The organism is Atlanticothrix silvestris CENA357 (assembly GCF_016056295.1).
Lineage (GTDB): Bacteria > Cyanobacteriota > Cyanobacteriia > Cyanobacteriales > Nostocaceae > Atlanticothrix > Atlanticothrix silvestris.
On the sequence record NZ_JAECZB010000005.1, the window covers coordinates 106,995 to 128,961 of the forward strand.

At 40.8% G+C, this 21,967-nt stretch carries 21 protein-coding genes; 10 read left to right on the forward strand and 11 right to left on the reverse strand.

What is annotated here, in order from left to right; translation table 11 throughout:
* Positions 1-33 precede the first annotated feature (33 nt).
* The 3 genes from minC to minE all read left to right on the forward strand — a co-directional run bounded on the left by minC (position 34) and on the right by minE (position 2,397).
* Positions 34-1,071 (forward strand): septum site-determining protein MinC, encoded by a 1,038-nt coding sequence (minC, locus tag I8751_RS04340; protein ID WP_214437938.1) that lies wholly within the window; start codon positions 34-36, stop codon positions 1,069-1,071.
* Positions 1,072-1,251: 180 nt separating this feature from the next.
* Positions 1,252-2,058, forward strand: coding sequence for a septum site-determining protein MinD (minD, locus tag I8751_RS04345; protein ID WP_214437940.1), 807 nt, complete (start codon positions 1,252-1,254; stop codon positions 2,056-2,058).
* 36 nt (positions 2,059-2,094) lie between these two features.
* A complete protein-coding gene (gene minE / locus I8751_RS04350; protein WP_214437943.1) occupies positions 2,095-2,397 on the forward strand; it encodes a cell division topological specificity factor MinE in 303 nt (100 codons plus the stop codon).
* Between the two features lie 165 nt (positions 2,398-2,562).
* On the opposite strand, the gene I8751_RS04355 is transcribed toward minE, so the two are convergent.
* On the reverse strand, positions 2,563-3,759 hold the full coding sequence (locus I8751_RS04355) for a site-2 protease family protein (RefSeq protein WP_214437945.1): 1,197 nt from the start codon (positions 3,757-3,759) through the stop codon (positions 2,563-2,565).
* 183 nt (positions 3,760-3,942) lie between these two features.
* The gene (locus I8751_RS04360; protein WP_214437947.1) at positions 3,943-4,818 is read right to left on the reverse strand and encodes an MBL fold metallo-hydrolase; all 876 of its coding nucleotides are present in this window, start codon (positions 4,816-4,818) and stop codon (positions 3,943-3,945) included.
* A 263-nt stretch (positions 4,819-5,081) separates the two neighbouring features.
* Between I8751_RS04360 and I8751_RS04365 the strand changes: the two genes are divergently transcribed.
* Both I8751_RS04365 and I8751_RS04370 read left to right on the forward strand, forming a co-directional pair.
* Positions 5,082-6,185 (forward strand): TRAP transporter substrate-binding protein, encoded by a 1,104-nt coding sequence (locus I8751_RS04365; RefSeq protein WP_214437948.1) that lies wholly within the window; start codon positions 5,082-5,084, stop codon positions 6,183-6,185.
* A 468-nt stretch (positions 6,186-6,653) separates the two neighbouring features.
* Entirely contained in the window at positions 6,654-7,148 is a 495-nt protein-coding gene (locus I8751_RS04370; protein WP_214437949.1) for a DUF6174 domain-containing protein, read from the forward strand.
* Positions 7,149-7,261: 113 nt separating this feature from the next.
* Here I8751_RS04370 and I8751_RS04375 read toward each other — a convergent pair whose 3' ends face one another.
* Positions 7,262-8,599: a TRAP transporter large permease gene (locus I8751_RS04375; RefSeq protein ID WP_214437950.1), complete on the reverse strand. Its 1,338-nt coding sequence runs from the start codon at positions 8,597-8,599 to the stop codon at positions 7,262-7,264.
* On the reverse strand, positions 8,583-9,158 hold the full coding sequence (locus tag I8751_RS04380; protein ID WP_214437951.1) for a TRAP transporter small permease subunit: 576 nt from the start codon (positions 9,156-9,158) through the stop codon (positions 8,583-8,585). Before I8751_RS04380 ends, I8751_RS04375 begins: the two co-directional genes overlap by 17 nt.
* 463 nt (positions 9,159-9,621) lie before the next feature.
* On the opposite strand from I8751_RS04380, the gene I8751_RS04385 reads away from it, so the two are divergent.
* Entirely contained in the window at positions 9,622-10,437 is an 816-nt protein-coding gene (locus I8751_RS04385; protein WP_214437952.1) for a class I SAM-dependent methyltransferase, read from the forward strand.
* Between the two features lie 150 nt (positions 10,438-10,587).
* On the opposite strand, the gene I8751_RS04390 is transcribed toward I8751_RS04385, so the two are convergent.
* Complete coding sequence (locus I8751_RS04390) at positions 10,588-11,805, reverse strand: M20 family metallopeptidase (protein ID WP_214437953.1); 1,218 nt, start codon at positions 11,803-11,805, stop codon at positions 10,588-10,590.
* A gap of 156 nt (positions 11,806-11,961) precedes the next feature.
* Entirely contained in the window at positions 11,962-12,339 is a 378-nt protein-coding gene (locus I8751_RS04395; RefSeq protein ID WP_214437954.1) for a nuclear transport factor 2 family protein, read from the reverse strand.
* Positions 12,340-12,568: 229 nt separating this feature from the next.
* Here I8751_RS04395 and I8751_RS04400 point away from each other — a divergent pair, with 229 nt between their 5' ends.
* The 3 genes from I8751_RS04400 (at position 12,569) to I8751_RS04410 (ending at position 16,416) form a co-directional block, all read left to right on the forward strand.
* A complete protein-coding gene (locus I8751_RS04400; RefSeq protein ID WP_214437955.1) occupies positions 12,569-13,147 on the forward strand; it encodes a PEP-CTERM sorting domain-containing protein in 579 nt (192 codons plus the stop codon).
* A gap of 615 nt (positions 13,148-13,762) precedes the next feature.
* Positions 13,763-14,929, forward strand: a complete 1,167-nt coding sequence (locus tag I8751_RS04405) for a hybrid sensor histidine kinase/response regulator (protein WP_214437956.1) — start codon at positions 13,763-13,765, stop codon at positions 14,927-14,929.
* A 104-nt stretch (positions 14,930-15,033) separates the two neighbouring features.
* A complete protein-coding gene (locus I8751_RS04410; RefSeq protein ID WP_214437957.1) occupies positions 15,034-16,416 on the forward strand; it encodes an aldehyde dehydrogenase in 1,383 nt (460 codons plus the stop codon).
* A gap of 5 nt (positions 16,417-16,421) precedes the next feature.
* On the opposite strand, the gene I8751_RS04415 is transcribed toward I8751_RS04410, so the two are convergent.
* The 3 genes from I8751_RS04415 to I8751_RS04425 all read right to left on the reverse strand — a co-directional run bounded on the left by I8751_RS04415 (position 16,422) and on the right by I8751_RS04425 (position 18,025).
* The gene (locus I8751_RS04415; protein ID WP_214437958.1) at positions 16,422-17,024 is read right to left on the reverse strand and encodes a sulfite oxidase-like oxidoreductase; all 603 of its coding nucleotides are present in this window, start codon (positions 17,022-17,024) and stop codon (positions 16,422-16,424) included.
* A 92-nt stretch (positions 17,025-17,116) separates the two neighbouring features.
* Positions 17,117-17,287: a 50S ribosomal protein L32 gene (gene rpmF, locus I8751_RS04420; RefSeq protein WP_214437959.1), complete on the reverse strand. Its 171-nt coding sequence runs from the start codon at positions 17,285-17,287 to the stop codon at positions 17,117-17,119.
* A gap of 177 nt (positions 17,288-17,464) precedes the next feature.
* On the reverse strand, positions 17,465-18,025 hold the full coding sequence (locus tag I8751_RS04425; RefSeq protein WP_214437960.1) for a hypothetical protein: 561 nt from the start codon (positions 18,023-18,025) through the stop codon (positions 17,465-17,467).
* 199 nt (positions 18,026-18,224) lie between these two features.
* On the opposite strand from I8751_RS04425, the gene I8751_RS04430 reads away from it, so the two are divergent.
* Entirely contained in the window at positions 18,225-20,207 is a 1,983-nt protein-coding gene (locus tag I8751_RS04430) for a caspase family protein (protein ID WP_214437961.1), read from the forward strand.
* A 105-nt stretch (positions 20,208-20,312) separates the two neighbouring features.
* Here the strand turns inward: I8751_RS04430 and I8751_RS04435 are convergent, their stop codons facing one another.
* Complete coding sequence (locus I8751_RS04435; RefSeq protein WP_214437962.1) at positions 20,313-20,690, reverse strand: Mo-dependent nitrogenase C-terminal domain-containing protein; 378 nt, start codon at positions 20,688-20,690, stop codon at positions 20,313-20,315.
* An 859-nt stretch (positions 20,691-21,549) separates the two neighbouring features.
* Positions 21,550-21,948: a hypothetical protein gene (locus tag I8751_RS04440; protein WP_214437963.1), complete on the reverse strand. Its 399-nt coding sequence runs from the start codon at positions 21,946-21,948 to the stop codon at positions 21,550-21,552.
* Positions 21,949-21,967: the final 19 nt, after the last annotated feature.

The following is a 21,967-nucleotide window of genomic DNA, read 5'->3' on the forward strand; positions in this document are numbered from 1 at the left end:
TCGGTGTATCCCTCGTCTTTTGGTTGGTGCTGCATGACTTCTGATTCTGCTATCCCCTATCTCAAGTCAAATTCTGCACTTCCTGATGCAGAGTCAATCTCTCATCTTTCGGATGTGGAGGTCAATTCTACCGACTCTGATGTAGATTCTATTATCCCGGATGCAGAGCTAAAGTCTGTTATCCGTTATTTAAAGGCAAATTCTCCATCTGACGATGCAGAATCCCACTCTGCAACCCCAGATATAGATTCGATTTCTGCTAATACAGAGCCAAATCCTGGAATTTGGGATTTTAATTCCGCAACCTCAGTCATTATTGAGAATAAGGGAAAAAATCATATCCAAGTCCAGTTTAAAACTGAAGAGGGGCGACTATTAGTAATTTTGCCAACAGAACTTCAAGTCCCGGCTTCAGAAGTTACTTGGTCTGATATTTGGCAACAATTAAAGTTGCGCTTAAAAGCAGGCGATCGCCTCCGCACACCCAATACAACAGTGCATTTAATCGCCCAAGACCGCTTGTTAGATAGCAGACAGTTGCAAGAACTCGCTGAAGCCTTCAGTGAAGTTAAACTCCAACTCAAATGTGTCGCCACTAGTCGCCGTCAAACTGCGATCGCGGCTGTGACATCGGGCTATTCTGTAGAACAACTACAGCCTGAAACATCCCTGAGTTCTCAGTTACAAGCAGTTCCTCAACCCCAAGCCGACACCCTCTATCTAGAAACTACAGTCAGATCTGGAACAGAAATTCGTCATGCCGGTACGGTAATTCTCTTGGGAGATTTAAATCCAGGTGGTATCGTAGTCGCAGAAGGAGATATTCTAGTATGGGGGCGTTTACGTGGAATTGCTCATGCCGGTGCTGGAGGTAATAGTGAGTGTCTGATTATGGCTCTACAAATGGAACCTACTCAATTGCGGATCGCAGATGCTGTAGCTAGGGCACCAGAAAAATCACCGTCACAGCTTTATCCTGAAGTGGCACATATAACACCGCAAGGAATTCGTATCGCTAGAGCTACTGATTTTTCCAGGAATCAATTAACCAGGATAAATCAAGTTCTATGAGTGTTACTGAGAAGATGAAAGACGAAGTATGAAATAAAAAAAATATTCATGCCTTTTTGTCCTCATAAAGTTCAGATATTTCTTTATATTTGATACGATACTTCATACTTTATACTTCAATTTACAGACTTCAATTTACTGTTCTATATTTCCTGAACCTAATCGAGCGCATCTATAATTATGACTCGCATTATTGTGATTACCTCCGGCAAAGGAGGGGTGGGTAAAACCACAGTTTCAGCCAATCTGGGCATGGCTTTAGCCAAAATTGGGCGACAAATTGCCTTGGTTGATGCGGATTTTGGGCTGAGAAATTTGGATTTGCTGCTAGGACTAGAAAACCGTATTGTTTATACTGCCGTAGAAGTCCTATCTAGAGAGTGCCGCTTAGAACAAGCTTTAGTGAAAGATAAACGGCAACCTAACCTCGTACTCTTACCAGCAGCCCAAAATCGCTCTAAAGATGCAGTCACACCCGAACAAATGAAATTATTGGTGAATGCGCTGGCTCAAAAATATCAGTATGTAATAGTAGATAGCCCTGCTGGTATTGAAAACGGTTTTAAAAATGCCACCGCCCCAGCCAAAGAAGCCTTAATTGTTACCACCCCTGAAATTTCCGCAGTTCGTGACGCTGACCGGGTAGTTGGTTTACTAGAAGCCCAAGGAATCAAACGTGTTCATTTAATAATTAATCGTATCAGACCCGCAATGGTGCGAGCAAATGATATGATGTCTGTGCAAGATGTTCAAGAACTTCTCGCAATCCCCTTAATTGGGGTAATCCCTGACGATGAGCGTGTTATTGTCTCTACTAATCGCGGTGAACCCTTGGTATTAGGAGAAACTCCCTCTTTGGCCGCTTTAGCCTTTGATAACATTGCTCGCAGATTGGAAGGAGAAACGGTTGACTTTTTGGATTTTGACTCATCCCCAGAAAACATCTTCGCGCGTCTGCGAAAGTTGTTATGGACAAAGATTGTTTAACTTATTTTCCAGTCTCCGCCCCAGCCCTAATTGCTAATGATTGAACTTCTAGAACGGCTTTTTTCTCGCAGTCCTGATGACAGTCGCACTCAAGTTAAACGTCGCCTGCAATTGGTGATTGCCCACGATCGCGCTGCCTTAGAACCTCAAACCTTAGAAAAAATGCGGCAAGAGATTCTAGAAATAGTCTGTCGCTATGTAGAAATTGAGACGACTGGCTTAGAATTTTCTTTAGAAAGCAATCAACGAACGACTGCTTTGATTGCTAATTTGCCCATCCGTCGAGTTAAAGATAATACACCTGATATACCTGAATTAGAAAGGGAAAGTATTGACTAATCTCAACAGCATGTCTTAGTAATTAAAAAATCTCGAATTCTAAGATTAGAGCGATCGCGTATCCCACATATCAATACCGCCAATACACGCTGATCAACACGAATAATTTAGAAAAATTATCGGCGTACATCGGCGTACATCGGCAGTTCAAAATCCCCAATGAAATTAATTTGTAGTAGACTTCGCAATTACCCCCAGTTGTAACCCTGGTGGGTAGCTACCTTCTTCTTTGATGCGCTTAATTTCTTCATCACTGATTCGTAAATTGAGCTTTTGTGCTAAACCTCGCACAATATCGCCACGATCAATAACACCAGCAACAGCACCAGCAGGTGAAAGCACAGTGATGCGGGGTAACTGCTCATTTTCTAATTGATTGATCACCTCAGCTAAAGAAGTTGATTCAATAACAGTTGGTATTTCTGTTAAAGGATGCACAATACTTTGCAGAGTTCGAGTTTCCCACTCACTTCTCTCTACTAAACGCAAATCGTCAATGGCAACCATACCGCGATAACGCCCATCAGAAGCGGCAAAATAAACTCCAGGGGCGGTAGTATCTAATAAATAAGAGTCGGCAAAAGAACGCAAAGTTTGATCAGCATCGACTACACGAAACTCACGAGTCATCGCATCTGCGGCTACTACTTTTATTAAGGTTTCTTGTAATGTAGTTACGCGGTCATAGCTGCTAGCATTACGAACGCCAAACCAACCTAACAACGCAATCCACAACCCCAGGACTAATTCCCTAGTTAAAAAATCTACAGCAAATCCTAAGGCGATCGCACTGTAACCCAAAATTTGCCCTGCCCTTGCTGCCCAGTGTACCGCTTGAAAACGGTTGCCTGTGACTTGCCATAGTGCTGCTTTTAGTACTTGTCCCCCATCAAGAGGTAAGCCAGGAATTAAATTAAATAACGCTAAAATCAAGTTGATTCTGGCTAAATCTCCAACCATCACACTGATGGGATTAATATCAGGGATGATAATAGCTGTTAGGCTTAGTAAAAAAAACAAACCAATACTTACTAAAGGCCCAGCGATCGCTACTTGAAATGCTTTGCCTGGAGTTTTAGATTCTTCTTCTATAGCAGCAATGCCACCAAACAAAAACAGGGTAATTGAATTAACTTTAATGCCCTGCGATCGCGCTGCCAAACTATGACCCAACTCGTGTAATAATACTGAACCAAATAATAGCAGTGCCATTACTATCCCAGCACTCCAAGCTGTAATAGTCCCCCATTCTTGATAAGCTACACCAAAATTAAGAGTAGCCAATCCTAAAATTACAAACCACAGAGGATCTAAAAACAGTGGAATTCCAAATAAAGATCCGATTCGCCAATTTGTTTGCATTATTTATATTGTCCTAAAACTAGTTATGTCTTTAAGTTCAATATTTTCATCAGTTCCTATTAAAATTGTAAGTGTTAATCAATATAAATTATTTTTGGCATACACTATTATTATGCATACACGCACTAGCGCTTACCCAAACAGATTTACCAGCAAACATCGTAAAATTAGCTTAATTACGAATTACGAATACTGTTCCATCCATTCAATACACTTATGCATCTGCTGACGCACAACATCAGCACTAGCGTGAAACCTCCGTCCATGACCTGGTAACACCCACTCAAACGAATAATCAGCCAATTGACGCATTGATTTAATCTGTTCCGTCCAGGAATACCAGCAAAAATCGGGGAATGCAGCCAGCTGTTGCAAGCTTTCTGACCAAGCGAGATGATCGCCAGTAAACAGAAACTTGTTTTTATAAAGTAAAACCGTGTGTCCTTTGCTGTGACCAGGAACTGGAATAATTAACAAATCTGGACTCAGGGCAAATGATTCCACATTAGTCAGTTGTATTTCCACCTGATGAGTACTTGTTGAAATATCATCAGCATGAAGAATGCGTTGACAGTGGAAATGTTCGGCAAACTTTTGATGATCTGCCACGTCATCCCTGTGAGTTAAATACATATAACGAATCCCACCCATCTCTTCAAGACGCTTAACTAAAGGTGGCGTAAATCTGGGGGAATCAACTAAAACGTTCCCTTCGGGAATTTGAATTACATAGTTAGTAGCGCCGTAGGATTTTTCAGAATGATAGCCACAGTGGTAAACATTTTCATCTATTAAAATTGGGAAACTTTGTTGAGCAACTTTGATATCTTGTGGCTTCTCAACTGTACCAATAGAACTAGTAGGGCAAGCTAAAAGAGCTTGGAGTGCTGCTAATCTTGTCGTCTTGTCTGTTGGTTGGTGATGTACTGCTGATTGTTCATTAGCACGAGAAAACACTTCAGGAGTCATCCAGCGACAGGTATCACAATCAATACAAGTAGTATCTACATAAAAATCGCCTTCGACATTTTCGGGGCGACGAAGATTTAAATGAGCCATGTTAAACCTCTCTTTGCCTAGCTTATTGCTGGGCAGGTTACAAATTCTCATATCACCACGCTAGCAAAAGCAACTGCCGACTATAGACAGTCTGTAGACATAAAAACGTCAAAATTCCATCTATTTAAATCACAATCTTTGGTGAAGGTACACAGATGTACGCCCCTGGGACATAGTTTAATGAAATGAAAATGGCTGTAAAAATAAAAAATTGCCAAAAACCTGATAGATATTCTCTATTAGCCTAAATTTCCCCTAATAATATGAAACGCCGAGAGGTTTTCCATACTGCTGCGATCGCCACGGCAACTGCTGCTACCCTAGCTTCATGTACCCAAACTGTTAAATCTCCTAATGTACAAGCGGGACTACCAAATATTCGCTGGCGAATGGCAACTAGCTGGCCCAAGTCTTTAGGCACTTTTAGTGGTGCAGAAACAGTCGCCAAGCGGGTTGCAGAAATGACCAACGGACGTTTTCAGATTACACCGTTTGCAGCTGGAGAGTTAGTACCAGGACTGCAAGTTTTAGATGCCGTGCAAGCCGGAACTGTTGAATGTGGTCATACATCCAGTTATTATTACATCGGTAAAAGCCCGGCTTTAGCTTTTGCCACCGCTGTACCCTTTGGTTTAAACGCCCAACAACAAAACGCTTGGCTGCATGACGGGGGTGGGCTAGAAGCCATACACAAAATTTATACCAACTTCAACGTGATTAATTTTCCGGCTGGTAGTACCGGGGCGCAGATGGGGGGATGGTTCAAACAAGAAATTAAATCTCTTGCTGACCTTAAAGGTTTGAAAATGCGGATTCCCGGATTGGGCGGAGAAGTTATGTCCCGTTTAGGGGTGAATGTACAAGTATTGCCTGGAGGCGAAGTTTATTTAGCACTGGATAGAGGAGCAATTGATGCTGCCGAGTGGGTAGGCCCTTATGATGACGAAAAACTCGGTTTAAACAAAGCTGCACAATTTTACTATTATCCTGGTTGGTGGGAACCAGGGCCAACCTTAGATGTATTAATTAATCTGACTGCCTGGAAACGTTTGCCCAAAGAATACCAGGAAGTCTTAAAGACGGCGACTTTTGAAGCCAATTTGAATATGCTTAGTCAGTACGATTCTTTAAATGGGCAAGCACTGACGCGGTTGTTGGCTGGTGGGACAAAGCTAGTTCCTTATAGTCCCGAAATTCTGCAAGCAGCCCAGAAAATATCGTTTGATTTGTTTGAAGAAAATGCCAGCAAAGACGGAACTTTTAAACAAGTCTACGAACAGTGGAAAGGCTTTCGGCAGCAGATTTTTACTTGGAATCGCATCAATGAATTAAGCTATGCCAATTTCGTCACATCAAATAACAGTTGATTAAAAGGAATTGGGATAAGCGATTAGGGTGAGTAGACTAATGCTTGATCTGATGATCGGATAACAGTTTGTTGGGTGCATCCCAGTTTTTAAAATGCCCACAGGCTATAAGCCTGGGGCTACAAATACTCTTCAAGGGTATTTATTGAAAAAGTAGGATGTTCCCCAGTTTGTTTGCATTGGTTTCACTCTACTTTAATTACAGCGTTTTTCGGTTGGGTGTAGTACACCTATTAAGAAGAAAGGGGCTAGAGACTAGGGAATAGAGGCGACAGTAATGTACCTCATGCAAATGGAATTTGCTGTATGTGAAAATTAAATAATACTTTGGGAAATAGTCTGCTATTTAATTACTTTTAATCTCCAGATAATTTTTACTTAAACAAGTAAATAAAAAAGCATAATTAAAGGTTTTTGACATTAAATTGGTATATTAAAACATGGAATTTAATTGCATAATAAATTTGTATGCGCTTACCTATCATTATTAGTGCGGCATTGTTGCTATCTGTCGGCTTGAATGTACCAGTAATGTCTCAAACTTCAATGGAGATGTTGCAATCGCCAACGAATAATAACTTGAATTTCAGGCGATTAAAATTTAATCGTCATTTGTGGAATCAGCAAAATATTTCTAACTATCGCTATACGTTTAGCAATGGTTGCTTTTGTATTCCAGATGCTAGAGGGCCAGTAATCATTGAAGTACGTAATGGTCAAACAACTTCCATCACTTCCGTAGCTACTGGACTACCAGTTGATGGGCAGTTTTTCCAACAGTACAATACGATTCCCAAGCTTTTTAATGTGATTCAGGATGCAATTAATCGTAGAGCGTATAGCCTGAATGTGCAGTATGATGCCAGACTCGGTTATCCAACGCAAATTGATATTGATTATAACGCTCAGATAGCTGATGAAGAACTATATCTCACAATTGAAAATTTTGAGGAGATTAAATAATATTCAATACCAGATTGCTCTGCGCTAAGGCACACACTATGCGAACAGTCTTATCAGACGCAATAAATTGCGTCTCTACATGAGGCTTTTTGGCTTACTCATTGTTGGTATTGTCAGTTTCCTAAAGAAGGTAAAAAACTGACAATACCAGGAAAAGCAATAATTAACACTAGAACTAATAGTTGCAACAAAATAAATGGTATTGCACCGCGATAAATATCTGTTGTGGTGACTTCTAGTGGTGCGACACCACGCAGATAAAACAGGGCAAAACCAAAGGGTGGTGTGAGAAAAGAAGTTTGCAAATTAGCTCCCAAAATCACACCGTACCAAACTAAGTCAATATTTAACTGCTGGGCAATTGGCACAAACAATGGCACGACGATAAAAGCAATTTCAAAAAAGTCGATGAAAAAGCCGAGGATGAATATCGCGGTCATGCTGATAACTAAAAAGCCGATTTTACCGCCGGGAAGATTGGCGAGAACATCGAACATGAAGCGATCGCCATTCAATCCCCGAAAGACTAAACTAAAAGCTGTAGAACCAAATAAAATAAAAACCACCATGCTGGTGATTCGCAAAGTGGCATCGCAAACTTGACGCAGAGATTCTAAGGTAAGTTTACGGTTAGCAGCAGCAAGAGCGATCGCACCAGCACAACCTACTGCACCTGCTTCTGTTGGGGTGGCAATGCCAAAAAAAATACTACCTAGTACTAATAAAATCAGTAACAAAGGTGGTAACATCACCATAATTACCCGCTTTCCTAAAACTTTACCGCCAATTTCTCGGACTTCGGGGGGTAAAGCTGGCGCTAAATCTGGTTTTAAAAATGCCACAATTAGCACATGTACAGCAAAAGCACCTGCCATCATCAAACCGGGAATCACTGAACCGATGAACAAATCCCCCACCGACACACCCAACTGATCACCCAGTACCACCAACACCACACTTGGTGGGATAATTTGCCCTAGGGTTCCCGATGCAGCAATCACACCCGTAGCTAATTCTTTGTTGTAACCATAGCGCAGCATAATCGGCAGAGAAATCAAACCCATCGCTACAACTGTCGCTGCTACTACACCGGTAGTTGCTGCAAGCATTGCACCCACTAAAATCACAGCTAAAGCTAGTCCACCACGCAAGCGTCCTAACAAAATCCCCATCGTTTCTAACAGCCTCTCAGCTATCCCAGATTTCTCCAGCATTGCTCCCATAAAAATGAAGTAAGGGATAGCTAATAAAGTGTAGTTTGCCATGATGCCAAAAATTCGCTGTGGCATAGCAGTCAAAAATACTGGGTCAAATACACCTAAACTAATTCCCAATATTCCAAATAAAATAGCTACGCCACCCAGCGAAAAAGCCACCGGATATCCTAGCGATAGCAACACTAAAGCACCAGCAAACATCACTGGCCCCAGCCACTCATAAGCTAGTGTCATGGTTGTCCTCCTGGGATTCTAGTTTGCTTTCCCTACGAGACGTTACGCCAAAAAGAATAGCCAAGTTTTTAATCGCCTGTGAAACTCCCTGGAAAATTAATAAGACAAAAGCAACAATAATCATGGCTTTAATCGGGTAACGAGGCAATCCACCAGGATCGGATGATGCTTCTTGAATTTGCCATGAAGCCACAACAGCATCCCAAGAAAAAATAATTACCAAAATGCAAAATGGAATCAAGAAAAATACTGTTCCTAACAAGTCTGCAAGTGCTTTGCGCCGAGGCGACCAATTACTATAAAAAATATCAACGCGGACATGTTCATTATGCTGGAGAGTATAAGCTGCTCCCAAGAAGAAAACTAAATCAAAAATATACCATTGAGCTTCTATGTAAGCGTTGGAAGTAAGGTTGTTACCACTAAAGCGTCCTAGATATCGCCCCACCACATTCCACACGCCCAGGATTACCATTACTAGCACCAACCAACTAGTCAATCGACCAATCCGTTCGGTGCAGGTATCAATAATTCTGGATACTTGTAATAATTTTTCCAATGGTTATTTTACCTCTTCAACTGCCGTAAATGTAGTTTACAGTTTGATAGTGAGGATAAATACAGCAGAATTTAGGAGTCAGAGGCAAAACAGGCTTTATATTTAGCTGACAGAAGTAGCGAAAAACGCGATGTTAGTAACAAAAATCACGACGTTAGTAATGAAAATCACGATTTTAGTAATGAAAAGCGCGACGTTAGTAATGAAAATCACAATTTTAGTAATGAAAAGCGTGACGTTAGTGGCAAAAAGGACAATGTTAGCAACTATGTATTACACCGCGATAAGTATGAAATTAAACAAGAGTTAGGACAAGGACGCTTTGCTATTACTTATCTTACTGAGGATTGGAATGGCAAAAATGTAGTACTTAAAACACTGAATCCCGGTTTGATGAACCAAATTAAGTCACGAAGAACGCGATCGCTTAAAATCAGGTTTTGCAGATAAAAAAAACTAGCTTATGCAAGACGTTAGACAAGAAATAAATGCCAGAGCTTCTATGGATTTGGAACAGCGAAGGACTTGGTATTCTCCTGTTGCTGATATTTATTACAATGCAAGACCGCACTATCCAAAGGAACTAATTGATAGATCTGTGGCTTTAGCCCAACTTGACTCAGATGCATCGATTCTTGAGGTTGGTTGTGGCCCAGGAAATGCAACGGTGGCTTTTGCTCAATTTGGTTTTTCAATGACGTGTATTGAGCCAAACCAGGATTTTTGTCATTTGGCGCAACATAACTGTGATCGATATCCAAAAGTTACAATTTGCAATACTTCATTTGAGGAGTGGGAACTAGAAGCAAAACAGTTTAATGCCGTTCTATCTGCCAATGCCTTTCACTGGATACCGCCAGAGATTAAATATACCAAGGCAGCAGCAGCAATGTGCGATGATGGTTCTCTTATCTTGTTATGGAATCTGACCCCAGAACCGAAATACGAAGTTTATCAAGTTCTAGAGGAAGTGTATCAAGCTTATGCGCCCTCATTTGCTCTATATGAAGGTGCCCAGATTCAAGCGGAGATTTTAAGAGGGTTTGGACAAGAGATTTTAGACTCCAATTGTTTTAAAGAGTTGGTTGTCGAGCAAACTGCGTGTGAAGTCACCTATAGCATTGATGACTACCTCAAGCTTTTAAGTACCCATCGGGGACTAGAGCCACAAGCAGAAGAGTTACTATTTGCAGGATTGCGGGAGAAGCTAGAAAAATTTGGAGATAGCGTACAACTCTCGTTTCTTTCTGCTGTTCATGTTGCCCGCAAAGGCAGCTAAACTGTTGAGTTCGGATAATTATAGAAACCTCGGTCGAGTAAAACCAAAGTTTTAGCAGTTAATAAATTGAGTAATGGGGCTTCAAAATTAGTCTCAGATACGGCAGGGTTAGTGTAGAACTAAACTTCAACGAGTAAATGAGTTACCCACTCAAATAAAAAATTTATCCACGCATCTGACAAATATTTCCACACCCATTGCTAAGGCGGTTTCATCAAAATCAAATCGCGGATGATGATGGGGATAAGCCAAATCTTTCTCAGGGTTAGCAGAACCTAAAAAGAAATAGCAACCGGGAACCTCTTCTAAGAAGAATGACATATCTTCACCGCCCATAGTTTGGCACTCTGGGACAATGCCTACAGGGGTTTCTATAACTTGTTCGGCTTGCGATCGCACCAACTCTGCTACATTAGCATCATTAATTACAGGCGGATAAAGTTCCTGGTATTTAAAGTCATAATTAGCACCGTGACTCTGACAAATCCCTGCAATTACTTGCTCAATGCGCTGTTTAAAAAAGCCTTTGTAAGCAGGGTTAAAATACCGGATAGTGCCTTTCATCTCGGCTGTATCAGCAATTACATTGTGGGCTGTACCTGCATGAAGTGCGCCTACAGTCACCACAGCTGAATCAATGGGGTTAATATTACGCGCCACAATCGTTTGTAAAGCATTAACTATTTGTGCTGCAACCACAACAGAATCTACAGTTTGATGGGGTATTGCGCCATGTCCACCTTTGCCCAAAATTTTGCAGTCAAATAACTCTACAGCTGCCATCAACGCTCCACTACGAACACCTACTGTTCCCAAAGGCAAATTATTCCATAAGTGCAAACCAATAATCGCATCTACATCAGGGTTGTTTAGTACCCCGGCTGCAATCATCGGTTTTGCGCCTCCGGGCCCTTCCTCCGCAGGCTGAAAGATAATTTTGATAGTGCCAGCAAAATTTTCACGATGCTGTTGTAAATAGTAAGCTGTACCTAAAGCGATCGCTGTATGTCCATCATGTCCACAAGCGTGCATCACACCATCATGTTGTGAACAATAGGGTACTTCGTTGAGTTCTTGAATTGGCAAAGCATCCATATCTGCCCGAATTGCCAAGACTTTTTCACTGTTTCCTTTATCACCTTTGATATTAGCAATAATACCAGTTTGGGCAATGCCAGTTTGATGCTCAATTCCCCATTCTTGTAACTTTTGGGAGATAAATTCAGCGGTGAGTTTTTCTTTAAAACCCAACTCTGGTCTTTGATGCAGTCGTCGCCGCCATTCTACCAGCTGCGGTTGCAATGAACGAATTGCCAGCCGAACACGAGATAAATCTACAGCAGAGGGGTTGGGAAAGGTAGAAACCATTGTGAAGACGAGCTAACTTTGGTTATTTTCCCAGTTTAATCGTTATTAATCAAATAGACCTGTCCGAAATATAAATGCGAGCATAAATACATCATCAGGAATGGTAGATCAAACTTTCATTGATCAATTTGCGATCGCAAGAAAACTTCCCAATATTTAAGCCACCATACCTATATGGGCAGCGACGATATGCCAAGTTCCGCTAGGAGAGATAGCCCAAACGCGCGTATAACGAAAGTCACCATTTGCAGGGCTACCATTATAGCTACCAGACAACTGCATTCTGACTGAAACGATCGCCACTTCTCCATGAAGCTGAATATGCTGCTGTGAAGGATTCAACTCATGTATTTTAATCACACCAGATTCATGGGCGGCTAGATCATCTTGTTTTCCTACTAATTCTCCCAGATGACTTGTGATGATACTTTCGGGGGCTATTAGTTCATTCAAAACGCTGACATCAGAAGCAAGCATTGCCTGCCTAAGCCGTTCTTCGACGTTGATAATCTGAGTTTCAACTGTTTTATTCATAGTATTTATTTCCTGAATACCAACTCCACAAAGTACTATGTCGGCGATGCGATCGCACTGGAGGTTGGAGCATTCAAATAATTATGCGACTAATTGGTCGCATGTCAAGCAATTAGTAAAGATGTTGCAATGTTTACCTTTGATTAAATTCTGCTTAAACTTTGGATTTTAAATTTAGCTGGCTGCAAGTATTGAGGAAACTTAACTTTGCAGCTAAGAGCAATGGGCCATGCCCCACAAGAAGCGATCGCAGAAATTTATCTTGAGGAAAATTCACATGAAACTAGTTCAAAAATTAACACTAGTTATTACTAGTTTGTCTTTGAGTTTTACTGTTGTTAGTCAACAAGCAGCTGATGCTGCAATTATTAATTATGGTTTCACTGTCAATAGTTCTTTGCTGAGTGGTAGCGGTTCTTTTAGCTTTGATGATTTAACTTTTAATAATGAAGCTATTCCCACAGCACCAGTTCAGTTACTAAATTTTGCATTCAACAATGAACCTCAAACTGTTTATACAGAAACAGATGATATTGACTATCCAATTTCACTAGGGCCTGTTGTATTTCCAAATGTAGTAGGTAATTCATCCATTGGATTATCGTATTTATTTAACAACAAATCTGATTCTTCAATAAGTTACGAAATTGCCGGGTATGATTTTATTGCTGATGATCAAGTCTTCAGTGGTGTAGTTTCTTATACTTCTGTCCCTGAACCTGCAACCTTAATTGGTACTTTCAGTGTTTGTAGTATTGCCTGGCTAATGTCAAAAAAAGTTAAATCAGCAAAAAATAATCAAGCTTAACCTTTACCAAGAAACGCACAAAATTTTTACTAGATCCCATTAATCAGGATCTTTTTTTTAAACTATTCTCATGCAGTCGCAAACGAGGCTGCAATATCCTAAATAGATCGGTATCTTAGAGAAACGGCAGCTTGTTCAGTTATCGTGAAGCTATTTTTAAGAGTTAGCGATCGCTCTTAGCACTCATATTTATCAGTGCTAGCATAGGCGCATATACCGAAATATTTATATCGAACCTCAATTATCGGATTCTACGCCTTAACCCATTAACGATTTGCTTACCCCCATCTTTTTGTTGGGGGTATTTTTATTACGGCTCAATGTAGCCAATTATTGACATTGCTTCCTGCTCAAAAACTAATGTGTGGGATGCTTACGAGGAGCTATTCTAAGACTACAGGAAAACCCACTCTATTCTTAAAAAGCTCAAAGGTATTTTTGCTATCAAGCGATCGCCTACGTAATTACATCTCCAGTCACCCAGACAATCCGATACAATCATCTGCTATATTCAAATCGCAAATTTAACTAGTCATCACTTAACTTAGGCAAAGTTCTTGTGGTGAACTACTTGTGTGACAAAAATTTCCTGTTACCCTATAACCTCACAGCTACATGAGTTCACAATCTCCTCGCTCTGACAAAATTCTGGTTGTCGATGACTCTCCTGATAATGTGTTTTTAATCAAAACTATTTTGGAGGAAGAAGGCTACACAATTAGCACGGCAGAAAATGGCATTTCAGCATTGGCACAACTTCAAACCTCGCCTTGCGATTTAGTATTGCTGGATCTAATGATGCCGGGAATGGATGGGTACGAAGTTACCAAGCGTATTCGCGGTGATATGAATATGCAGCAGTATATCCCAATACTACTAATTACTGCCCATGATGCTCCTAATGTGGCACATGGATTAGACTTAGGTGCTGATGATTTTATTCGCAAACCTGTGACAGTAGACGAATTGCTAGCACGGGTGCGATCGCTCTTGCGGTTGAAACATAGTATTGATGAACGTGATGAAATTACCCGTCAGCGAGAAGATTTTGTCTCCCGTCTTACCCACGATTTACGCACTCCCCTAGTAGCAGCCGATCGCATGTTGATGCTGCTCCAGCAAGGTGCTTTGGGTAATTTATCACCGCAAATGCAAGAGGTGATTACCATTATGGCTCGCAGCAATATTAACCTGCTGAGTATGGTCAATACCTTATTGGAAGTTTATCGCTTTGAAGCAGGTCGCAAAACGTTGGCTTTTCAAGCGGTGGATCTGAGTAAATTGTTAGAAGAGATAGTTGGAGAACTAACACCTTTAGCCCAAGATAAAACCCTGGCCATCAATCTGGATTTTGCTGAAGCTGTAAATGCAAATACAGTCATGGGCGATCGCTTAGAATTGCATCGTCTGTTCACTAACCTAATAGGAAATGCGATTAAATTTACTGAATCCGGCTCAATAACTATCGGCCTTACTCCTGTAATTTTGAGTAGTAAAATTAACAAGACGTTTTCTTTGCCTTCTACAATTAGTGACTACATTACTATTGAAGTAGCAGATACAGGCCCTGGTATTCCTCCTGAAGAACAAGCCATTTTATTTGAGAGATTTCGTCAAGGAAGTCACAAGAGTTCTGGTAGTGGCTTAGGGTTGTACCTTTCTCGGCGAATTGTCGAAGCGCATCAAGGAACTATTCTAATCAATTCTAAATTAGGTGAAGGTAGTACATTTATTGTTAGTTTGCCGATGAAACAATCCATGAAAGAGAACAGGGAAAACTAGGTGTCTCGTAAGCAACTAGCTGCCGTGGGGATCTCCACAAGACAGTGGCTCTGCTTGAGAAAACTGGCATTAGGGTTTGCAATAAAATTATCAACAGGATAAAAATGATTAATACCGACTTACAAAATGTTGCAGAAATTATTCATAAGCAGCGAGTCTTTTTTCAAACAGATCAAACTAAAGATATTGCTTTTCGTATTGAAAGACTAAAAACTCTCAAGCAATTAATAGTCGAGAATAAACAAGCAATAATTCAAGCATTGCAAGCTGATTTACATAAACCTGAATTTGAAGCCTATGCTACGGAAATCAGTATCGTTCAAGAAATTGATTACGCTATCAAACATATCAAAACTTGGACTAAACCTAAAAAAGCAGCAGTTCCTAGGGAATTTTTCTCATACTCAGCCCGAATTTATCCAGAACCGCTGGGTGTTGTATTAATTATTGGCGCTTGGAATTATCCCTTTAATTTAGTTATCTCTCCGTTAGTAGGTGCGATCGCAGCTGGAAATTGTGCAATTCTTAAACCTTCAGAACTTGCCCCTCACACTTCTAATTTATTAGCTAAAATTATCGGCAAATATTTTGAACCAGAGTATATTGCAGTTTTAGAAGGAGGTGTAGAAACAAGTCAAAAAATACTAGCAGAGAAATTTGATCATATCTTCTTTACTGGTAGTACAGCCGTGGGCAAAATTATCATGGCAGCGGCAGCAGAACATCTCACACCAGTTACTTTAGAACTGGGTGGTAAAAGTCCTTGTATTGTAGATACTGATATTAATCTTGAACATACTGTCAGACGCATTACTTGGGGCAAATTTATTAATGCCGGACAAACTTGTATTGCGCCTGACTATATATTAGTTGATCAAAAAATTAAACAAAATTTGGTAGATGGGTTGAAGAAATGCCTCAAAGAATTTTACGGAGATCATCCCGAAAAAAATCCTGATTACGCCAGAATTGTGAGCCAAAAACATTTTGAAAGGTTGGCTAACTTGCTCAAAAGTGGTGAAATTATTATTGGTGGAGAAACTGACCCATCAGAACGTTATATCGCCCCTACATTGCTTGATAACGTTTCTTTGGTAGATCCTGTGATGCAAGAGGAAATTTTTGGCCCGATTCTGCCTGTAATTGAATATGCCGATATTACAGAAGCGATCGCCTTGATTAACTCTAAACCAAAACCTTTAGCTTTATATTTATTTTCACAAAGTAAACAACTGCAAAAGCGAGTTTTACAAGAAACTTCATCTGGTGGAGTTTGTTTAAACGACACAATTATGCAGTTTGGTGTTTCATCTTTACCATTTGGCGGCGTTGGTGATAGCGGTATTGGTACTTATCACGGTAAAGCTAGTTTTGACACCTTTTCACACTACAAAAGTGTATTACGAAACTCATTCTGGCTAGATTTAAATTGGCGATACGCTCCTTACAAAGGCAAGTTATCTATATTAAAGCGACTTATTGGGTGAACTAACTAACCAATAGCACTGCTGTAACGCTCCTCCGCCCAAGGTTCACCACGGCGGTGGTAGCCATTACGTTCCCAAAAACCAAGTTCCTCTTGATTGAGAAACTCCAAACCATTAATCCATTTAGCACTTTTCCAGGCGTAGAGGTGGGGTACAACTAGCCGCATTGGGCCGCCGTGTTCAGCTGGTAATGGTTCATTAAATAATTCAAAAGCAAAGAAATTTTCTTCTCGTACAAAGTCTTCCATTGAGATATTAGTAGTGTAGCCACCGTAGCAGTGTTCCATAACATGAACTGCTTGGGGTTCTACCTCAATCAGACTCATAAAGTCCGTTACTTTAATACCAGTCCACTTGACATCTAGTTTTGACCAACGTGTAACGCAATGAAAGTCATCTGTAAATTCATGGCGAGGCATTTCCATAAAATCTGACCAATTTAGCACGACAGATTTTGCTGAACCCCAAACCCGAAATTCCCATTCTTCTATTTTGACTTGGGGTGTTGCACCGTAGGTTAATACGGGGAATCCTTTAGCTAGATGTTGTCCAGGGGGGACACGTTCGCTTTCTTGTTGATTTGGTTTTTGAAAAAATTTACCTAGCATATTTTCACAAAAATCAGTCTTATCAAGCTACTTAAGTAAATAGAATTATTGACGGTGCGTTAGCCTTCGGCATAACACACCCTACGAAACATTTATTCTTCTTCTTCTTCCTCAGCAGTTGGATAAACAAATTTAGAACGTCCAGTCAAAATCGATTTGCCTAGGGATAGAGCTTTTTCAGCTTCCACAACAGCTTTGTGTCTCCAGGTAGCTCGACGTTTATCTCGTTTGGATTTAGATGTTTTCTTCTTAGGAACAGCCATACTAGCGGATATCGCAATTCTTGACAACCTTTCCATTCTAAGCGATCAAATCGATCAACCCAAAATTAAATGGGGCATTGGGCATGGGTAAGAAGGGCAAAGGGGAATGGGTAAAGGGGAAAGGGTTTATTTCTTCATCCTTTAACCTTTTCCCCTGCCCCCTGCCCCTACTACCTCTTACTTCTGTGGCTCCTTGGCAGGCTGTTCTGGTGCTTTTGCATCGGGTGTTGCGGTTGGTGGGGGAGCAGTGGGAATAGTCAGAGCTGCTTGACCTGGGCTGGAAGTTTGCTGATTTGTGTCAAAAAACAATAGCGATCGCGCCGTTTTGAAGTAAGTCGCCCAACGTTGAGCATCTGGACGTGTACGCCATTGCTGGCGACTGACATCTAACACCAAAATTGGTGCGATCGCTCCATAACTTTGTACGGATACAATGATTGAAGCATCTGTAGCTAAAATATCTTGGTCAAAACTACGTTGAGCAGCAGCCCTAGCAGTTGTTTCTGCTCTTCGTAGTATGGTTTCGTAGTTTTCATCTGGTAAGCGGTCGATAATCAAATCAACTCTAGCAGTATAAGCTCGCACCACCTGGGGTGCGAGTATTTCTGACACAACCCATACTGGGACTGTAGAAAAAAGCAAAACTATTAATGGAAGTATCCGGATCTTCTTGGCAATTTGGCTAATAACTGGAAAGGGGATGAACGATGATAGTTGGTGAACAACTTTTTTGCTCATGACTTCATAACTCCTAGATGATGACCTGTATTTTGAATGTGGTACAAGTATTTTTCGGTAATTAAGATGTAATTTAAAATACTTAAAATCTAAAAGCTCGATGAGAAACTCCTAGACTATAAGACATAGGTTAGCTTTGTTTTTTCAGCAAAGCCAACCGCAATTTTAGGCAAACAAACAACAATTTACCAAGAGCGGGATGGCAAATTACTGGGCGATCGCTATTGGCATCAATCAATATCAGTTATTTCAACCTTTACGTTGTGCCCAAGCAGATGCCGAGGCGCTAAATAACTTTTTAATTCAAGAAGCAGGTTTTGCACCCCAACGCTGCCTGTTAATGACAGATACTTCACCGCCGATTGGAGATAGATCCACTTATCCCACCAAAGAAAATATTCTTTTATTGCTTGAGGATTTGAACGCGGCGTGTTGGCAACCACAAGACCATCTGTGGTTATTTTTCAGCGGTTATGGGGTGAACTACGACGGCAAAGATTATTTAATGCCAGTCCAAGGAGATCCCGAATTTGTGCAGGATACTGGCATAGAAGTGCGATCGCTAATGCAAAGTCTGCAACTAGCTGACTTAAATGTAGTGTTAGTGCTTGATATAAATCGTGCTTTTGGTACTCAAGCAGATGCTGCTGTTGGGCAAGAAACACAAGAACTAGCCCAGGAACTCCAACTTGCCACGATTCTTTCTTGCCAGCCAGACCAGTTTTCCCATGAAAGTAGCGAACTAGGTCACGGATTTTTTACAGCAGCGTTGTTAGAAGCTTTGCGTTCTGGTAATGGTAGTAGCTTAACGGATCTAGAAAGCTACCTCAGCATTCTCACCCCAGAATTATGTCAAAATTACTGGCGGCCTACACAAGACCCTTTAATAGTCATTCCATCTAAGCAGCAAGCCATCTTGCCACCATTGGAGATCCAAAATAATAGTCAAGTAGTCGCTAGCACATTAGAACCCAATGAAGTAGAACCAATTATTTTTCCAGAAGAATCTTTTGCTGTTGCACTTGCAGCTCCCTCCCTCGAAGAAAAATCCCCAAAAATTTTAACTAAAGTACAAAAATCAAGTACTTGGGAAGAAGTCCAAAGGGGAGAAACTAGTCTTAGTGCTAGCTCACAGCAAATGCAGTTGCCAAACTTCACATCAGGGGTCAAAAGATTTGAAGAACAAAAATTCCCCAATTCAGCTAATAACGTAGTTACTAAAGAGCAGTATTTTAACCAGCCTTCTTTAGCAGTTGCAACATCAAAAGAAGCAGGTGGAGGCAGGTTCATCCCTAATGTTCCCCAGCCTTACGTATCCCGCTTACCTCAACATAAAACCTACACTCCTTTATGGAAACAGTTTGTATTGTGGGGTGGAGGCACTATGGTCGTAGTGGCTTTAATTGCAGTAGTGATTCTTCGCAATCAAGCAAGATTTTTAAGAGAAAAACAGATATCACCAGCATTACCCAATACTACTGCTAGGGATTCCCAAATTCCTCAGACACCTCCAATAACTCCACCGAAAAACCAATCAAACGCCCAAATAACTTCTAATTCTGAGTCAAAAAAGCGGAATCAGGCGGTTTTAGACTTGGCGAAAATGTCTCTTAGACAAACTCAAGCTAGTGATCTTCGTTTAGCGATTGTTACTGCTCGGAAAATTAAACCTGGTGAACCACTTTATGAACAGGCTCAGGAGAATATTAAGATTTGGAGCCGCATGATTTTAGATTTGGCAGAAGGACGTGCCAAACAAAGACAATACGCAACTGCCATTGCCGCAGCGCAATTAATCACTAACAATGAAGCTCTTTATCCCAAAGCCCAAGCAGCAATTAACCAGTGGCGCTTAGAAGCTAAACAGTATCTGGGCAACAAAACTGTTTTAGATGCAGCTAATGCCTTAATTGAGCCAGGACAGGCATCTACCTATAATCGTGCCATTGAAGTTGCTAAAAGAGTCCCACCTAACCAGCCAGGCTTCGATATGGCACAGAAATCGATTAATAAATGGAGTCAAAAAATTCTGGATCTAGCCAAGAGCCGTGCTGATCAAGGAAATTTCACAGCAGCTATTGAAACCGCTACTTTAGTGCCAGAGTTGACAGTTGTTTATGAAGATGCTCAAGAAGCGATCCAAAAATGGCAGGCAAGGAAGGGAAAAGGGGCTAGGAACTAGGGGCTAGAGTAGTGTATTCCTGCCTCCTGCCATACTCCAAAAACAAGAGTCCAGAGTCAAAAGAAACTGTATTGACCCTGGACTATTTTGACTATTGACTTTGTTTTAACAGTACTGTGATACATCCTCGCCGCATTCATCGGCTAGATAGCACAGCGCTCGAAAACGTAAACCAACCACTTCTTCATATAAGGGATTGAGTTTGCACATGGGTGGAATGTGAAACAGGGTTTTCCCAAACAATTTGATATCGCGTTCAAAGGGACATTGAGCAGGAATCAGCTTGCACAAGCGATGGGCAAGTTGGCGATCGCCAATTTTAATGCTGTCTAAACGCCGCCGCACGGGTCGGAGAATATCATAGTAAGTCTGAGAAACTGAACTTTGCCGCTGGGTTACATGACTATTGCTAGCTTCGGCTGGATTTATGGAGACCCAACTGGCAAGAAAAATCTTTTTTGTGGTATTATCGAATACCTTCATGGTTAATCCTCTGTGTTATTGAGGGGTATTCACCTTTTTGATGAATATATACAACGTGGCAACTACCTTTACCGGAAAAATATTGTCCTGACTGAGATACAATCTAAATGTTTGAGCAGCCACTTAAGTCAGAACCTATTTATTACTACGTCAAGTTAATCGCAATTTCCTCGGAATCGGTAGTGTAAAAATCCGATCTTGTTCATAACTTGATGTAGTTTAAATTTTAATAAAGAAATCTACCTTGGGTTAGATTTTGGTGTAATGTTCACAAACCTTAATATAACAGATTTTCCGAATAATTTTAGTAAGTATAAATACCAAAACATCAGTAGTTTTGCTGAAAAATAACTGAAACGCTAGTAATTCACCGCAATCATGAATAATCGAATGAGACTTTCAGCCAAAGTGCCAACAAATGCGAATTTTTTCCCTATTTCACTAATCTTTTAAACACCTTGTGACTTTTTTGCCGATTCTCAATTTATATCGTAGCGTAGCCACAAAGCGGTGAAGCAGCGCGGTCTTGGGGGTTTCCCCCATGAGCGACTGCTGAACCCAGAGGGCTTGTCGTAGACATCACTTGGAATTGCCCAATTGAGCAAATTCATATCTAGCAAGCTTTTTGCCTTTTTTTTAACCAAAAGTATTTATACCAATATGAAAAAAGAATGCGACAGATTGTAGGGGCAAGGCATTGCCTTGCCCTCTAGAATATATTGATCTGTCGCAAACATTATTTAATTTGGTATTAGCTATGAAAACTACAAAAAATATTAGCCCGAAATAACTTCCGGGCTGTTTTGGCGGTAGATGCAATACTTATTTGAATTCACAAAACATTGTTAGGGCGCAAGACTTAATTTTGAGAGGGAGGAGCATTAAAGGCTTCCCAAGCAGCTTTCGCAGCCTTTTGCAAGCGATCGCTAAAATCTGCAACTTCTTTCATTAGCAGATGCCAATTTCTCTCGGCTTCATCTTGCATGACAGCCCAAGAATGTTCTATGCGATCGCGCTCAATGAGTTTTTCTCTTTCAATTGCTTCTCTAGCTTGGCGCACAGCATTTAAATAGGTTTCACGAGTTAGAGTACCAGCTGACTCCGCCTCAGCTTGGGCGCGTCTTTTTAGCGCTTCAATTAGCGCTTTGGTTTCGCGCTTGACTTCATCGGTTTCGCCAGCCATTTCGGTTTCTACCATTTCATGGGTTTGAGAACTAATTTCTACTACTACTGTGGATTCAATGTTGTTAGCACTCATAATTGAGACATCCTTAAAT

What these genes read in the sequence shown, in the direction of transcription:
- I8751_RS04390 (WP_214437953.1), bottom strand. Translation starts at nt 11,805, where the DNA reads ATGGTTTCTACCTTTCCCAACCCCTCTGCTGTAGATTTATCTCGTGTT.
- I8751_RS04415 (WP_214437958.1), bottom strand. Translation starts at nt 17,024, where the DNA reads ATGCTAGGTAAATTTTTTCAAAAACCAAATCAACAAGAAAGCGAACGT.
- I8751_RS04430 (WP_214437961.1), top strand. Translation starts at nt 18,225, where the DNA reads ATGGCAAATTACTGGGCGATCGCTATTGGCATCAATCAATATCAGTTA.
- I8751_RS04360 (WP_214437947.1), bottom strand. Translation starts at nt 4,818, where the DNA reads ATGGCTCATTTAAATCTTCGTCGCCCCGAAAATGTCGAAGGCGATTTT.
- I8751_RS04355 (WP_214437945.1), bottom strand. Translation starts at nt 3,759, where the DNA reads ATGCAAACAAATTGGCGAATCGGATCTTTATTTGGAATTCCACTGTTT.
- I8751_RS04375 (WP_214437950.1), bottom strand. Translation starts at nt 8,599, where the DNA reads ATGACACTAGCTTATGAGTGGCTGGGGCCAGTGATGTTTGCTGGTGCT.
- rpmF (WP_214437959.1), bottom strand. Translation starts at nt 17,287, where the DNA reads ATGGCTGTTCCTAAGAAGAAAACATCTAAATCCAAACGAGATAAACGT.
- I8751_RS04400 (WP_214437955.1), top strand. Translation starts at nt 12,569, where the DNA reads ATGCCCCACAAGAAGCGATCGCAGAAATTTATCTTGAGGAAAATTCAC.
- minC (WP_214437938.1), top strand. Translation starts at nt 34, where the DNA reads ATGACTTCTGATTCTGCTATCCCCTATCTCAAGTCAAATTCTGCACTT.
- minD (WP_214437940.1), top strand. Translation starts at nt 1,252, where the DNA reads ATGACTCGCATTATTGTGATTACCTCCGGCAAAGGAGGGGTGGGTAAA.
- I8751_RS04370 (WP_214437949.1), top strand. Translation starts at nt 6,654, where the DNA reads ATGCGCTTACCTATCATTATTAGTGCGGCATTGTTGCTATCTGTCGGC.
- I8751_RS04440 (WP_214437963.1), bottom strand. Translation starts at nt 21,948, where the DNA reads ATGAGTGCTAACAACATTGAATCCACAGTAGTAGTAGAAATTAGTTCT.
- I8751_RS04395 (WP_214437954.1), bottom strand. Translation starts at nt 12,339, where the DNA reads ATGAATAAAACAGTTGAAACTCAGATTATCAACGTCGAAGAACGGCTT.
- I8751_RS04410 (WP_214437957.1), top strand. Translation starts at nt 15,034, where the DNA reads ATGATTAATACCGACTTACAAAATGTTGCAGAAATTATTCATAAGCAG.
- I8751_RS04365 (WP_214437948.1), top strand. Translation starts at nt 5,082, where the DNA reads ATGAAACGCCGAGAGGTTTTCCATACTGCTGCGATCGCCACGGCAACT.
- minE (WP_214437943.1), top strand. Translation starts at nt 2,095, where the DNA reads ATGATTGAACTTCTAGAACGGCTTTTTTCTCGCAGTCCTGATGACAGT.
- I8751_RS04405 (WP_214437956.1), top strand. Translation starts at nt 13,763, where the DNA reads ATGAGTTCACAATCTCCTCGCTCTGACAAAATTCTGGTTGTCGATGAC.
- I8751_RS04385 (WP_214437952.1), top strand. Translation starts at nt 9,622, where the DNA reads ATGCAAGACGTTAGACAAGAAATAAATGCCAGAGCTTCTATGGATTTG.
- I8751_RS04435 (WP_214437962.1), bottom strand. Translation starts at nt 20,690, where the DNA reads ATGAAGGTATTCGATAATACCACAAAAAAGATTTTTCTTGCCAGTTGG.
- I8751_RS04425 (WP_214437960.1), bottom strand. Translation starts at nt 18,025, where the DNA reads ATGAGCAAAAAAGTTGTTCACCAACTATCATCGTTCATCCCCTTTCCA.